General features: G+C 42.8%; 13 protein-coding genes and 1 tRNA gene. 9 read left to right on the top strand and 5 right to left on the bottom strand.

Going from position 1 to position 14,081, the window contains the following annotated elements:
- Positions 1–8: 8 nt before the first annotated feature.
- The 4 genes from AC6H3C_RS19085 to AC6H3C_RS19070 all read right to left on the bottom strand — a co-directional run bounded on the left by AC6H3C_RS19085 (position 9) and on the right by AC6H3C_RS19070 (position 4,156).
- Complete coding sequence (locus AC6H3C_RS19085) at positions 9–479, bottom strand: hypothetical protein (protein WP_497517108.1); 471 nt, start codon at positions 477–479, stop codon at positions 9–11.
- Between the two features lie 109 nt (positions 480–588).
- Positions 589–1,380, bottom strand: a complete 792-nt coding sequence (locus tag AC6H3C_RS19080) for an inositol monophosphatase family protein (protein ID WP_497517107.1) — start codon at positions 1,378–1,380, stop codon at positions 589–591.
- 25 nt (positions 1,381–1,405) lie between these two features.
- Positions 1,406–2,725: a tRNA (N(6)-L-threonylcarbamoyladenosine(37)-C(2))-methylthiotransferase MtaB gene (mtaB, locus tag AC6H3C_RS19075; RefSeq protein ID WP_497517106.1), complete on the bottom strand. Its 1,320-nt coding sequence runs from the start codon at positions 2,723–2,725 to the stop codon at positions 1,406–1,408.
- A 99-nt stretch (positions 2,726–2,824) separates the two neighbouring features.
- Positions 2,825–4,156, bottom strand: a complete 1,332-nt coding sequence (locus AC6H3C_RS19070; RefSeq protein WP_497517104.1) for a PhoH family protein — start codon at positions 4,154–4,156, stop codon at positions 2,825–2,827.
- Positions 4,157–4,280: 124 nt separating this feature from the next.
- On the opposite strand from AC6H3C_RS19070, the gene AC6H3C_RS19065 reads away from it, so the two are divergent.
- The 5 genes from AC6H3C_RS19065 to AC6H3C_RS19045 all read left to right on the top strand — a co-directional run bounded on the left by AC6H3C_RS19065 (position 4,281) and on the right by AC6H3C_RS19045 (position 8,446).
- The gene (locus AC6H3C_RS19065; RefSeq protein ID WP_497517103.1) at positions 4,281–5,582 is read left to right on the top strand and encodes a bifunctional folylpolyglutamate synthase/dihydrofolate synthase; all 1,302 of its coding nucleotides are present in this window, start codon (positions 4,281–4,283) and stop codon (positions 5,580–5,582) included.
- A gap of 88 nt (positions 5,583–5,670) precedes the next feature.
- Positions 5,671–5,745 (top strand) — tRNA-Val (locus tag AC6H3C_RS19060).
- A 298-nt stretch (positions 5,746–6,043) separates the two neighbouring features.
- A complete protein-coding gene (locus AC6H3C_RS19055) occupies positions 6,044–6,685 on the top strand; it encodes a phage integrase SAM-like domain and Arm DNA-binding domain-containing protein (protein ID WP_497517102.1) in 642 nt (213 codons plus the stop codon).
- A gap of 345 nt (positions 6,686–7,030) precedes the next feature.
- Positions 7,031–7,972 (top strand): AlbA family DNA-binding domain-containing protein, encoded by a 942-nt coding sequence (locus AC6H3C_RS19050; RefSeq protein WP_497517101.1) that lies wholly within the window; start codon positions 7,031–7,033, stop codon positions 7,970–7,972.
- A 3-nt stretch (positions 7,973–7,975) separates the two neighbouring features.
- Positions 7,976–8,446 (top strand): ATP-binding protein, encoded by a 471-nt coding sequence (locus AC6H3C_RS19045; RefSeq protein WP_497521281.1) that lies wholly within the window; start codon positions 7,976–7,978, stop codon positions 8,444–8,446.
- A 184-nt stretch (positions 8,447–8,630) separates the two neighbouring features.
- Here AC6H3C_RS19045 and AC6H3C_RS19040 read toward each other — a convergent pair whose 3' ends face one another.
- Positions 8,631–9,875, bottom strand: a complete 1,245-nt coding sequence (locus AC6H3C_RS19040; RefSeq protein ID WP_497517100.1) for an IS4 family transposase — start codon at positions 9,873–9,875, stop codon at positions 8,631–8,633.
- Positions 9,876–10,136: 261 nt separating this feature from the next.
- Between AC6H3C_RS19040 and AC6H3C_RS19035 the strand changes: the two genes are divergently transcribed.
- The 4 genes from AC6H3C_RS19035 to AC6H3C_RS19020 all read left to right on the top strand — a co-directional run bounded on the left by AC6H3C_RS19035 (position 10,137) and on the right by AC6H3C_RS19020 (position 13,830).
- Positions 10,137–10,544: a hypothetical protein gene (locus AC6H3C_RS19035; RefSeq protein ID WP_497517099.1), complete on the top strand. Its 408-nt coding sequence runs from the start codon at positions 10,137–10,139 to the stop codon at positions 10,542–10,544.
- A 499-nt stretch (positions 10,545–11,043) separates the two neighbouring features.
- Positions 11,044–11,400 carry a LytR/AlgR family response regulator transcription factor gene (locus AC6H3C_RS19030; RefSeq protein ID WP_497517098.1) on the top strand — a complete coding sequence of 119 codons (357 nt, stop codon included), beginning with the start codon at positions 11,044–11,046 and terminating at the stop codon, positions 11,398–11,400.
- 122 nt (positions 11,401–11,522) lie between these two features.
- The gene (locus tag AC6H3C_RS19025; RefSeq protein WP_497517097.1) at positions 11,523–12,860 is read left to right on the top strand and encodes a hypothetical protein; all 1,338 of its coding nucleotides are present in this window, start codon (positions 11,523–11,525) and stop codon (positions 12,858–12,860) included.
- Positions 12,847–13,830 carry a glycosyltransferase family 2 protein gene (locus AC6H3C_RS19020; RefSeq protein WP_497517096.1) on the top strand — a complete coding sequence of 328 codons (984 nt, stop codon included), beginning with the start codon at positions 12,847–12,849 and terminating at the stop codon, positions 13,828–13,830. The genes AC6H3C_RS19025 and AC6H3C_RS19020 overlap by 14 nt, the downstream gene beginning before the upstream one ends.
- Positions 13,831–14,081: the final 251 nt, after the last annotated feature.

Below are 14,081 nucleotides of genomic sequence, written 5' to 3'. Positions count from 1 at the left end.
AAAGATAGTCAGGAAATCAATATGCGCGAGAGCAGGTTGATCAGTTGTTCTTTGTCGAACTGGTTTAGCTTTTCCTTGAACTGCCGAAGTCTCTCTTCTTCTTTTTCGGCTACAATTTCCTTTAGTTCTTTTAACTGTTTGCCGGTCAACTCTTCTTCGAGGATGGCCCAAACCTTATTTGATGTGACACCCTGTTCCGGAAGGCCTAAGGTTTCGAGTTCCTGCACGGCTGCCTCCAGGATTTCACGGGCCTGCATTTTTACCGGATCGTCTGATTTTTCGTTGCCGGTAGCGTCGCGCAGGTTCCAGCTGGAGTAATCATACTTCAGACCCGAAATCATTTTCACGATGGCGTGGTTGGCGCCAAAAATACGGTTCAGAAACAATAAGGTCTGATTTTTCCAGGCGCCCAGATCGAAACTTTTTTCGTATAACTTTTCGATTTGCTTATGGAGTAAGGCAATTTCTTTGTCGGCCATAATGCTTTTTAATGCAAGTTATACCAATTCCGAAAATGTATAAACTATTTTCTGATTTTATTTTCAGTCGGTTGTTGATTCATCGTATGCTTTACCCGAATGACAGAGATTATCCAAGAAGTTCATTTATCTTTTCAAAAAAAGCAGGGTAATAATTGGCGTTGGCAGCCACAATTTCTTTTCCGAACAGGTAATTATCTCCGCCTTTAAAATCACTCAACCGACCGCCTGCTTCTTTTAGGATGATGATGCCGGCCGCCACATCCCAGGGGTGGAGGGCATGTTCGAAGAACCCGTCGAACCGGCCGCAGGCCACGTAGGCCAGATCAACTGCAGCAGAACCCATCCGGCGCATTCCCCGGGTTTCGATCATGAAAAACTCGAGCAGGCGAAGGTAATTTTGCAGCATGTCGAAATTATAATACGGAAAGCCGGTAGCCAGCAACACATCTTCGTGCGTGGCTGAGGCGGATACGGAAATAGGCTGACCGTTGAGCCAGGCGCCGCCGCCTTGCCAGGCTGAAAAGAGTTCGTCCTGTCCCACCTCATATACCACTCCGGCCACCGGATGGTTATCTTCCAATAAGCCAATAGACACGGAATGCGGGAAAATGCCATGAATAAAGTTGGTGGTGCCGTCAAGCGGATCAATCACCCATTTGTATTTCTCACCCTGTTCGCCGGCAGTTCCTTCTTCGGTAATGTATCCGGCTTCGGGCAACAGCCGGCGCAGTTCATCCACGATCATCCGTTCAGCTGTTTTGTCTACGTAGGTAACCAGGCTGGCTTTACCTTTCAGTTCAATGTCTTCGTTTGAAATTTTCGACCGTTCTTCACGGATAAATTGTCCGGCTTCTTGAGCCAGTTTCCCGATTTGGGTGCAAATATTTTGTAAATCCATGGTTTATTTTTTGTTCGAAATTCGCTTAAAGCAGGCTGACTTCAAAATTTCCGTTGTTATTTATTTTCGACAGTTTTACTTTTCTGACCTGATTTACGAGTTCGGGCTGATAATCCGTTTCGACCCGGATGTAATTTTCGGTGAATCCTTTCAGCCGCCCGTTGTACGATTCGTCTTCAAATAAAACCGGATAAGCGGCGCCGCTGTTCTGTTCATAAAAGGCGCGCAGCTTCTTCTCCGAAAGCATGATGAGCTGATGCGTGCGGCGTTTCCGCTCATCAACAGGTATAACCGGTTTGATTTCCAATGCCTTTGTTCCCGTACGTTCGGAGTAGGGGAAAGCATGTAGCTGAGAAACATCCAGGCTTTTGACAAAGTGGTAACCGTCGAGGAAAAAATCTTCTGTTTCGCCATTTGTTCCTGCAATGATATCGACGCCAATAAACGCATGCGGCATAACCGATTTGATTTTGCCGACACGTTCGGCAAACAGTTCCCGGTTATATTTACGCTGCATGAGCTTGAGGACATCGTTTGATCCGGATTGCAGCGGCAGGTGAAAATGAGGCGCGATTCGTTTTGAACTTGCTGCAAAATCAATGATTTCATCGGTCAGCAGATTTGGCTCAACAGATGAAATCCGGATACGTTCCAGCCCGTCCACTTCATCGAGTTCATGCAGCAGGTCGATGAATTTTTCGTTGGTGCTTTTCCCGAAATCGCCAATGTTTACGCCGGTCAGGATGATTTCTTTAATCCCCTGTGACACGGTTTCCCGGGCTTCGGCTACCGTGTTGCTGATTTTATCATTGCGGCTTCGGCCACGGGCAAACGGAATGGTGCAATAGGTGCAAAAATAATCGCAGCCGTCCTGGACCTTCAGAAAACTGCGGGTACGGTCGCCCCAGGAGACAGCGTGAAAAAAGTCTTTGTTGTTCTGTTGCGATTGCAGCAACACAAAGGTTTCGTCGCGTTTTTGCAAGCCGTTCATAAAATCGGTCATGCGAAAACGGGCGTTGGTGCCTAAAATATAATCGACCCCCTTCATGGTTTTAATGGTTTCGGCTTGTAGTTGCGCGTAGCAACCGGTAACCACCACCACGGCTTTCGGATTGCGGCGCACCGCCTGCCGGATGATGTTTCGGCTTTTTTTGTCGCTTTCGGCCGTCACCGAGCACGAGTTGATAACATAAACATCGGCTTGCTCTTTAAAATCAACGCGGTTGAAGCCCATCACTTCGAAATGTCGTGCAATGGTTGATGTTTCTGAAAAATTGAGTTTGCAACCCAAGGTGAAGAATGCCGCTTTTTTGCCCTTGTAATCCATCTGTTGTTTCTCTTTCATTTGGCGGTGCAAAAATAACAAAAATACCCGGCCTAAAAAGAAAGGACTTCAGCTTGCTGCGACTGAAGTCCTTGAATATGATTAAACAATGCCGATCGACTACAACAGGTCGCTGGCCAGCTCGGCCAGGTAACTGCGTTCGCCTTTAATCAGGTTCACGTGTGAGAATAGTTCCTGCTTGCGCATTTTGTCGGTCATATAAGCCAGCCCGTTCGATTTCATATCGAGGTAAGGCGAGTCGATTTGTTGTAAGTCGCCGGTAAACACCATTTTGGTTCCCTCGCCCGCCCGGGTAATAATGGTTTTTATCTCGTGCGGCGTAAGGTTTTGGGCTTCATCCACGATAAAGAATGAATTGGATAAGCTCCGGCCGCGGATATATGCAAGCGGCGTGATAAGCAGCCGTTCTTCTTTTAGTAATTCTTCAATTTTCTGATACTCCTGGCTGCGGGGGTTGAAGGCATGTTTGATTACCGACAGATTATCGAACAGAGGATGCATGTAGGGGCTGATTTTTTCGGTGGCATCGCCGGGCAGGTAGCCCAAATCGCGGTTACTCAGGGCGACAATAGGCCTGGCCAGTAAAATTTGTTCGTACAGCTTATGTTGTTCGAGCGCGGCTGCCAGGGCCAGCAAGGTTTTCCCGGTGCCGGCTTTTCCGGTGAGCGACACCAGTTTTACATCCGGGTTCAACAGCGAATTCAGACTGAACGTTTGTTCGGCATTGCGGGGTTTTATTCCGTAAGCTACTTTTTTTTCTACCCGCACCATTCGCTGGGTTGGGCTGTCGTAGCGGCCTAAAACACTCGATTTATTTCCTTTCAGAATGAAAAATTCGTTGGCGATGGGCGCCGTTTCCAGCCCGGCTTCAGCTACAGGGAACGAACCATCATTGTAAAGCACATCGATCAGCTGATCTTTGAAGTTTTCCAATTCCGTGATCGATTTCTCAAACACCAGCGGGTCTTTAATCTTGTCATTTTGATAGTCTTCGGCCATAATGCCAAGCGATTTGGCCTTCATGCGAAGGTTAATATCCTTGGTAACCAGTATGGTTGGTCTTTTGGTGTTTTCGGTCGTAATGTGTTCGGCTATTGCCAGGATCCGGTGGTCGGGAATGTCTTCTTTAAAGGACTGTTTCATTGTTTCCGAAAACGGTTTCCCGGTTGCAATAATCAGTTTCCCCAGTTCAGGCGCTAACTTTATTCCGCCGTTAAATAGTTTTTCGCCAACAATGTTGTCCAAAATCCGGACAAATTCACGCGCCTGGAAGTTAATCGGATCATTTCCTTTTTTGAACTTGTCAAGTTCTTCCAGTACGGTCAACGGAATGACGATATCATTATCTTTGAACTGGTAAATACAGGTATGATCGTGCAGAATCACATTTGTATCCAACACGAAAATTTTAGTGAGTTTCTGGCTTGCCATAATTCTAATATTTAGACTTTTTTAAAAGTAGAAAAAAATGGAGAATTTGGTACGGATTTATTGTTAAAAGATGTTAGTGTTTTATTGACCATGTTTGTTGTTTATTATAACTGATTGAATGATAATGAAAAAATACAAAGAAATTTTGGATTATATGTACAGCCAGTTGCCCATGTTTCAGCGTACCGGGGCCGCGGCTTATAAAGATAATCTGGAAAACACACTGGCGTTGGATGACATGTATGGTCATCCGCACCGCCGGTTTAAAACAATTCATGTGGCCGGGACAAACGGCAAGGGATCTGTTTCGCATATGCTGGCATCGGTTTTACAGGCGTCGGGGTATAAAACCGGCTTGTACACCTCACCGCATTTAGTCGATTTCAGGGAACGGATCCGGGTAAACGGTGAACTGATTACCGAAGACGAGGTGGTGGCTTTTATTGAATCGTTTCAGGAAAAAAATGAAACCGCAGGACTGGAACCTTCTTTTTTTGAATTGACGGTGGCGATGGCCTTTGAGCATTTCAAAAACCGGGAAGTGGATGTGGCTGTTGTTGAAGTTGGCCTGGGCGGGCGGTTAGATTCAACAAATATTATTACGCCCGAATTGTCGGTGATTACCAATATTAGTTTTGATCATACGGCTTTGCTGGGCAAAACCATTCCGTTAATTGCGGCCGAAAAGGCGGGGATTATTAAACCGCGCATACCGGTGGTAGTGTCGGAGTGGGACGATGCCTGCCATTTTGTGTTTGAGCAGAAAACCGAAATGACGGATAGCCCGCTTTTTTTTGCCGACCGGGAATACACGGCTCATGATACCACCTTGTTGCCCGAGGGTTTGCAGGTTTTTAATTTCAGTAAAAACGAGGCGCTCATTTTCCCGGACTTGAAGACCGATTTGTTAGGGAGTTATCAGCGCAAAAATGTGGCCGGAGTGCTGAAGGCCGTTGAGATTCTTCAGCAACGAGGATGGAAAATCAATCACGAAGCTGTCTATGACGGACTCAGTCATGTCAGGAAAAATACCGGACTGCGCGGGCGTTGGGAGATTACCGGCTATGAGCCGCTGGTGGTCTGCGATACCGGGCACAACGAAGCCGGAATAAAACTGGTTGTCGAACAACTGCAACAGATGAACCCGAAAAAGCTGCACGTGGTTTTGGGGATGGTTAACGACAAAGATATCGATGGCGTTTTGGAACTGCTGCCTCGGGAAGCGACGTATTATTTTACCCAGGCAGATATCCCGCGTGCGCTTGATGCCAATTTGTTAAAAAGAAAGGCAGAGGCTGCCGGTTTATCCGGGAAAGCGATCTTGCCGGTTAAAGAGGCTGTGAATGAAGCCATCCGGAATGCCGGCGAAAATGATGTTGTTTTTGTAGGAGGGAGCACTTTTGTTGTGGCCGATTATTTTTCCTGAAAATTTTGATTTTTTTTTTGGAAGGAAGAAAAAAGGATATATATTTGCATCGCCTTTCAGGGAAGTAAGGCACGTTCAGTAAACATTCGGGCGGTTAGCTCAGCTGGTTCAGAGCATCTGGTTTACACCCAGAGGGTCGGGGGTTCGAATCCCTCACCGCCCACGAAAGTGGATGCCAAACGGCATCAAAAAGCAGTAAGTCGTTGATTTACTGCTTTTTTATTTTTTATTGTGTCAAAATAATCCAGTCAATATCAAAAAAAAATGTGAGCAATTCGGTGAGTAAATTTTTACACTAAATTTACTCACCTGGATCTCTGTATCAGATTATATATCTGGTAATTATTCGAAATAAACTACAGTTAAATGGTAGTTTGTTTTGATATATTTTGAGTCATTCAAATAGGTAGTTTCAGCATCATTTAACTGGAATACATTAAAACATTTCAAAAGACATTGATATGGAGACAAAACAAACATTCGGAGTCCAGTTCACAACCAGAAAAAGCAAATGCTCCGACAATGAAAAAAGTCTTACTATTTTCGCCCGGGTTACGGTGAATGGAGCCCGGTCTGAAATCTCACTAAAACAAAATGTCGCGCATGAGGATTGGAGTGCATCCAACGGAATAGCTCAAGGTAAGAGAAAAGAAGCCAGAGACCTCAATCAATTTTTGGAACAAGTAAGAACGAAGCTCAACAATATTTACCGGGAATTGATTGTAGAAGGGGATTTGCCAACGGCTACCATTATTAAAAATCATTTTCTTGGAATTCACGAACAAGGGAAAACGCTATTGGATACTTTCGCGTATCATCAGAAAATTTCAAAATCTGAACTCTCTGGAAATACGCTAAAACATTATATTACGACAGAACGCTATGTAAAAGAATTTCTAAACAGGCATTTCCGCACAACAGATATTTATCTTTCAAAACTCAACTACAAATTTGTGACAGACTTTGAATATTTTCTGCGGAACAGGGAACCGGTGAACCATATCAAACCCATGCAAAACAATGGTGTTATGAAACACATTGAACGACTGCGAAAAGTAGTTCGGTTAGCAAAAACGCCCTACGAAAAAGGGAAATTGGTCTGAAAAACGAAAGGACAAATTTGAAACGGCAATAACCTTCGGTTAAGTAACGCGAGGGCATTCTTTGATTTTTGTATATAAAATGCTTGTATATAGTTTATTAAGTTTTTGTTCTGACATATGGAGGTATGCAGGGCATGAAAGAGGACGGAGTGTCGTTACATGGAGTCAAGCTGAGATGGATCAATGCTGTCATCATTTTTCGTAAAACCAAATGGTGCTAAATCTTCTTAGTCTGTATGTGTGTTATCATAAATCTGACAACTTGGGAGTTTAAATTTTCGGCAGAAGTGATATTCCGTAGAGGGTAGGCAACTGCCATAGAGAATTATGAATATCTTTGGAATAATGAAATTGATTGAGCAAATACAGAAAGGCGAGAGCAAAACGCTCGAATTTAAAAGGGCTTTACCTAAAAATGAAAATATTGCCAAAACAGTAATTGCCTTCTCCAATACGAGCGGAGGTAAACTAATTATTGGCGTAAACAATAAGCGGGAAATTGTAGGTGTAAACGGAGATGAACTGTTTCAAATACAGGATGACGTTGCCTCGGTTATTGCAGACAACTGTTGCCCGGGAATCATGCCGGAAATTTATAGTGTGAATGTTGAAGGCAAGTTGTTGTTGGTTATTGAAATCGTACGGGGCAATTTGAAACCGTACTTTTTGAAAAACCAGGGCAAAGCCGAAGGGACCTACATTCGTATTGGTGCAACAAACCGGCTTGCTGATTTGGATACGATTGCCGAACTGGAACGGCAAAAACGGCACGTTAGCTTTGATGAAGAAATTTGCTATGATCAGACCTTTGATCAGCTTGATATTGTTCCGGTGCTGAAGCGGTTTGAAAGTATTGGGAAACCACTGAATGACGACAAACTAAAAAACCTGAAGCTGGCTAAAACCGAAAAAGGTAGAACCTATCCAACCAACGCACTGATGATACTACTCGGTAAATTTCCGCATTGTACCGTAAAGTGTGCGCGCTTTAAAGGGACTACCATGGACGTTTTTATCGACAAAAAAGAGTATGAAGGCGACATTTTCTCCATCCTTGAGAATACCCAGAGTTTTGTATTGAACCACATTAATCTGAAGGCAGAAATAAAAGGGTTATACCGTGAAGAAACGTATGAAATTCCAGTGGTTGCACTGCGCGAAAGTTTGGTCAATGCCTTAATTCACAGAGATTACGTCAACCAGGGACGGGATATTAAGGTTGGGGTTTATGATGATATTGTAAATGTTGTGTCTCCGGGCAGTTTACCGAGTAGCATTACCATGTAAGATATTTTTAACGGACGCAGCGAAGCACGGAACCGGGTAATTGCCCATATTTTTAAAGAACTGGGCCTGATTGAACAATGGGGAAGCGGGATAAACCGGATTATCAATGCTTGTAAGCAACAGGGGTTGCCCACTCCTAAAATTGAAGAGAAGAACGACTTTTTTGATGTAGAGATTATTCGACCAATTCTGACCAATAAACCATTGGAAAGAGAATCATCCGCAGACGATTACGAACGATTACGAATGATTACGAACGATTACGAACGATTAACGAAAGAAAAACAGGATATACTTCTGTACCTAATGGATAACAAAAAAATATCAAGAAAAGAGGCAGCAGAACTGATCGGTTTGAAAAATACAAAAACGTACGAGATACTTACCGGGCTTGTTGATGATAACCTTGTTGAAAAGCATGGTCAGGGCAGAAGTACTTTCTACACCATTTCGAGAAAGGAGAGAAAGACTTGAGCGAATGGAAAGCCAAAAAAACGATTGACACTCAGTGACTTTTGAGTTGATCATTCTTTTAGCCTCTTTATTTAATGATTTCAAATCACTATAATCCGACTAAAGTCGGGAATGCAAAGTTTTATTGTCTGTAATGTCCGGTTTTCGGGAGATTGTTTCTCAATCTCCAAACAGACCCTCCTGTTTATATCCACTTTAATTGCAATTGTCCGGGAGGTTCTCCGGCTTGTATTTTATATGCCCGGTTGGTACTGCGAGGCAGTTCTACCCTATCAAGCATGCTTATCAGGTGTATCCGTACCAGTGAAGCCACAACCGAAAAAGCCTTTTTGGTTTGTGCGATCTTTTGAATAACAGTCATCAGCAGTTGGGCAATGAGTGTGCACCAAACCTGTGTGCGTATTGCGTTCTCATTCTCTCCATAGAAATAGTGAAGCTGGAAGTTTTGCTTCATCTTCTTAAACAGCAATTCGATGCCCCAGCGTTTTTTGTAAAGAAAGGCGACCTCTTCGGCTGTTATGTCAAAATTATTGGTCAGAAACTCAAAATACCGGTTTTGTTCATCCTGGTAACATACTTTGCGCAACCGGATTTTTTCGAAAACATTCAATTGCTTTTTCCCTTTTTCATCTTCGGGGTGATAGGTGAGTTCGATTATCTCATCGCGCAGCACTTTGGCTTTCTCCTTTTTCCGGTAATGGGCACGTTTTACTTCAACAACCTGGTAAACTGCATTCTTTTTCAAACGGGTAACAAAATAAACCTGCTGTGTGGTCCACAAGGCAAACTGGTGGTAATCGTTGTAGGCTTTGTCGAACACGATCATGCTGTGCGAAATCAGCTCAAGGCTTTTCAAAAAGTTTTTGTCATGAACTTTTGCTGCCGTTATTTTTATAAACCGTCCTACCGACTGGACAGCATCAATGAGCATGTGAACTTTCAAACCGCCTTTCTTTTTCCTATCTCCTTTGGGATTACGTCCAACTCCTTTCAAAATATCGCTGAACAAACGAATCGTGGTCGAATCGATTAAAAGCACTTCTTTAAAGGTTAGGCCCAAGGTCCGGCTGTCCGACAAAAATGATCGGTATTTGTCAACCAAGGCAAAATATAAGGCCTCGAAAAAACGGTTATCCCGGTTTCTTAACCCGTCGCTGGCGGTACTTCTGGACGGAGCTTTTTCAAGTCCAAGGTGGTTTAATTTTCCTCCCATAGCCCGCAGCCCTTCACAGACTTCGGTCATCGAATCACACCGGATCAAGATCCCAAACAGCATCGTAATCAAATGGGTTCTGGACTTGAAGGCTTTGTCGTACCGGTCACTGTCATGTGCCTTTACGATCCAGGATATGTTGACTTTCTCTGTCAAGTTTAATATCTGTTTTAAAATCGGCTGTCCGACAAATTTTATTTCTGTATTTTTATCCATGTTGTAAAAAGTTTTTCGCAAAATCAATTTACAACTTTGAAGGGAAACCGTAAGGGAGTACCTTCTCTATTTTTTTTTAGTCGGACACTAATGATAAAAAATGGAAAATGTCAATGGTGGTGATGATAAATATAAAAGAGAATGCCAGTCGAATTATGTCGCGTTTCGATATCTCGACGAAATTCTTTTCAATAAAGATCATTGTTTTGCATCTTTTCGGATTAACAGAAAATGTATAAATTTAACGATAAAATGATCATTATGAAAACCAGATCAACCAAACTGGCGGGATTTATAACTATAGCCTCATTCGCATTCCTGACGGCCTGTTCCGGCACCAGATCAGAAGAAACCGATCTTGCTGAAAAGCGCCAGTACGTTCAGCAGCAAAATCCGGTTGAAGTGGCGGTACTTGAAAAAATACCTTTCAAAAAAGAGATTATAAACAACGGGAAATTAAATGCTGTTCGTAAAAGCGAACTCCGGTTCCGGGTAAGCGAACAACTGGAAACGTTGATGGTAAAAAATGGAGACCGGGTAGGGACAGGACAGTTAATCGCCGCGTTAATACCTTTTACCTATCAGCAGCAACTGTCGGGAGCAAAGGTGCAGGTACAAAAAGCGAAACTGGAGTTGCAAAATATCCTGATAGGGCAAGGCTACCTTTGATGGGTTTGAATGGCAAGAATATTTTTGCTGCATGAGCTAAAACGCATGAAAAACAATCTATTACACCCGGACATCTGTTTAAATCTGTTATCCGGAGCAAGGTAATCTTCCAGTGGATATGTTTAAAAACACAAATTGCAACCTGAATATGTAAATCAATAGCAATCACTCTTTACATAAAGGCGATACAATAAAATTACCCCCCCCCGTATGTTTAACAATACCTTGTGCCGATTAAATAATAATAATAAATTTAATGAAACAAATTATTGAGGAACCCTGATTGGCTGAATGATAATATTAAGAAGTAACAGGCCGCTTAACTGCCATAAATCGAATGAACTATGAGCATAACCCGAATACCGGAGGATGCATTATTATTGCAGTCTCGGGATAGTTAATTAAAAAAAACATTATAGAACTAAAGGATTATTGACTTTTATGCGTTATTATATAATATACAAAAACCTTTTTTTACAATCAGTTGAACCCTTTAAACATGAAAATTCTGACTACCCCAACTACCCCAACTACAGTTCTATTATCTGTTCATTTCCGGGATTCTATTAAGTGTGTTCCTATTGGTAATATAGTCTACTGTGAATCACAAAGTAATTATACACTAATCCATACCGTTGATAATAATAGAATCTTAATTTCAAAAACCTTGAAAACACTCGAATTTCTTTTGAAGGATCTGGGATTCGTCCGTTGCCACCGAACCGTTGTTGTCAACATCGGGCATATCATCGAGTATAATACCAATATAGACCAATCACTGAAACTTGATAACGCAATTGTCATTCCTGTCTCAAGAAGCGGGAGAAAAAAGCTAAAAGAATTATTCACCCAATAACTCCCGGAACCATTCCCTCATTAGCAATAACTATTTGCTAAATAAAGAAATATTATTCTTGATTTTCCGTAATATAAGTTTAAATTGTTCTACTGTAAATAAAATTTCCCAGACTGATATTTATGATTAAATCTGTAGGTAAACTTCACCCACCATTATTATTGGTATTTGCGGTCCTCATTGTTTTTCTTCCAACTCTTTTCAATGATTTCCAACTAGGATGGGACGACCAGTGGCAAGTCCTCGATTATGAGTTTGTGACCAGCCATTCTCTTAGCGATCTGTGGTATCATTTTACCCACTATCATCTGGGACAATACATGCCCGTAAATACGGTATTGTATGTTGTTATTTATAAAATATTTGGGTTTGATCCTGCGGCTTTTCATGCGGTCAGCCTGCTGATACACCTTGCAAATGTTCTACTCGTTTATGCCATTATTTGCATAACCATCAGGCAGACTAAGCACGCATGGAGCGCCGAACGAATCCGGATATTTTCGTTTTTGGCAACACTCGCATTTGCCATACATCCCTTGCAGGTTGAATCCGTGGCCTGGATCAGTGCATCAAAAATTGTACTCTATTCCCTGTTCTTTTTAATGGGAATCCGGCTTTACCTAAACTATTTGAGAACATTAAACGCCTGGTGGCTGATTGGGGTGGCCTTGTGTTACCTGCTGGCCTATGGATCAAAGGAACAGGCCATCATTTTCCCACTTAACCTGCTGGCATTCGATTATGTTTTCGACCGTTTCAAAAAACTAAACTTCTCCTTTTGGTCACTAAAAAGCAGGGTGATTGCCGAAAAGATTCCATTCTTTTTCATCGCCCTTTTGTTATATGCTTTTTCAGTCTCGAACAACCTGGGTACGTTTACAACAGATACCTATCCGCTTTACCAACGATTCCTGTTCAGCATGAGCAGTTTTATGGAGTACCTGTTCCGTTATATTGCCCCGGTCAAATTATACTATTTCTACTTTTTCCCTATTGAAGTGGGCGAAGCATTACCACTTTATTTTTGGGTATATCCTATGCTGGTAACTATTTGTATCATTTTTATCAGGGGCAATTTTGTCCGCAACAACCGGCTTGTTATTTTCGGGTTCCTGCTGTTTATTATCAATATCGTGCTGGTACTGCACCTCATTCCAATGCCCCGCAAAATGATTACAGCCGACAGGTATATGTATTTCAGTCTCATTGGGCTTGGAGTAATGGCTGCATGGTTTATTTATTATTTGTATGTCCGGGAAAAAGTATGGCGAAAATTTCTAATACCTGGACTGACAGCTTATTTCATTTTCTTTGGTGCTCATTCGTTCGTAAGAACTACAGAATGGAAAGACAGCGATTCAATCAAAAAAAATGTCAATGAACTTATTGACAGGCGAAAAGCAGAAAACAAACCTGCGGTAGATAATCCTCTTCAAAACGTTGCTTATGGAGAAGAGTAATTTCCTTGTCTCGGTGGTGGTGCCCTGCTATAACGAAGCGGTGAATATTCCCCTGATGGTTGCTGAACTTCAGGGATACCTGAGTAGGTATACCTACGAAATAATACTGGTTGACGATGGCAGTTCCGATCACTCGCCTAAAGTTTATGAACAGTTGGCGAGTCGGTTTCATGAAGTCAACTTTGTTCGTTTTTCACGAAATTTTGGGCACCAACCCGCTTTGCAGGCCGGGATCAATCACGCAACCGGCGATGCCATTATTACCATTGATGCAGACCTGCAGCAACCCCCGGAAATAATCCCCAAAATGATTGACAAGTGGCTGGAAGGGGCCATGATTGTGGAGGCCATGCCCATTTATACCAACTCTATTGGATGGTTCAAAAAACACTCATCCTATTGCTATTACAATTTGCTTAATAAACTTAGCGATTACCCGGTGGTGAAAAGTGCCAACGACTACCGGCTCATTGATAAGAGGGTAGCCGATGTGATCAGGCAACTCCCCGAGAACCACTTCTACCTGCGGGGACTCTATGCCTGGATGGGCTTTAAAAAAGCATTTGTAAGCTATGACCACCTGAAGCGCAAAAACGGGCAAACCCATTACCCGTTGCGCAAAATGATAAGGCTGGCGCTAAACGGGATTACCTCAACGAGTGTAAAACCATTGAGGCTCGCATTAATCATGGGCCTTTTGGTATCGCTCGTAGCCTTTATCATTATGGGTTGGGCCTTGTATTTGGAGTTTTTTACCGATAAAACGGTACATGGCTGGACATCGACCATCATCAGCACCGTATTTCTGGCCGGAGTGCAACTAATTGTGCTGGGCATTATGGGCGAATATTTAGGGAAGTTATTTATTGAGAATAAACGCAGGCCAAACTACATCATCCTGGACAAAAGCATCAAACCATACCATAAGCAGGCCAGGGAGAAAGTAGCCGAAACAGTGCCTGTTGAATAGTTTACGCGACTTGGTCCAGAGGTTAAAGCTGAATAACAAGTCTGCGAAAAGGACACGCTTGCTAAGTTTCCCAATGGGACTGAGGGGGCGGAGCCGTAAGAAACGAATAATAAATAGCCATTATTAACAAACCAATAGAGGAGGAATTGCCGTGACATAAACATTAACCAGTTGACCCCAAAAGTCCACTTCTCGCCCAATAGGCTGCGAACGGGAAAAGTGGGCGTACCCACACCGGTACGGCAAGCGTT

It is taken from the genome of Gaoshiqia sp. US2, assembly GCF_059705485.1.
Note: the sequence above shows the minus strand (reverse complement) of the source record. Positions and strands in the feature narration are given on the sequence as shown.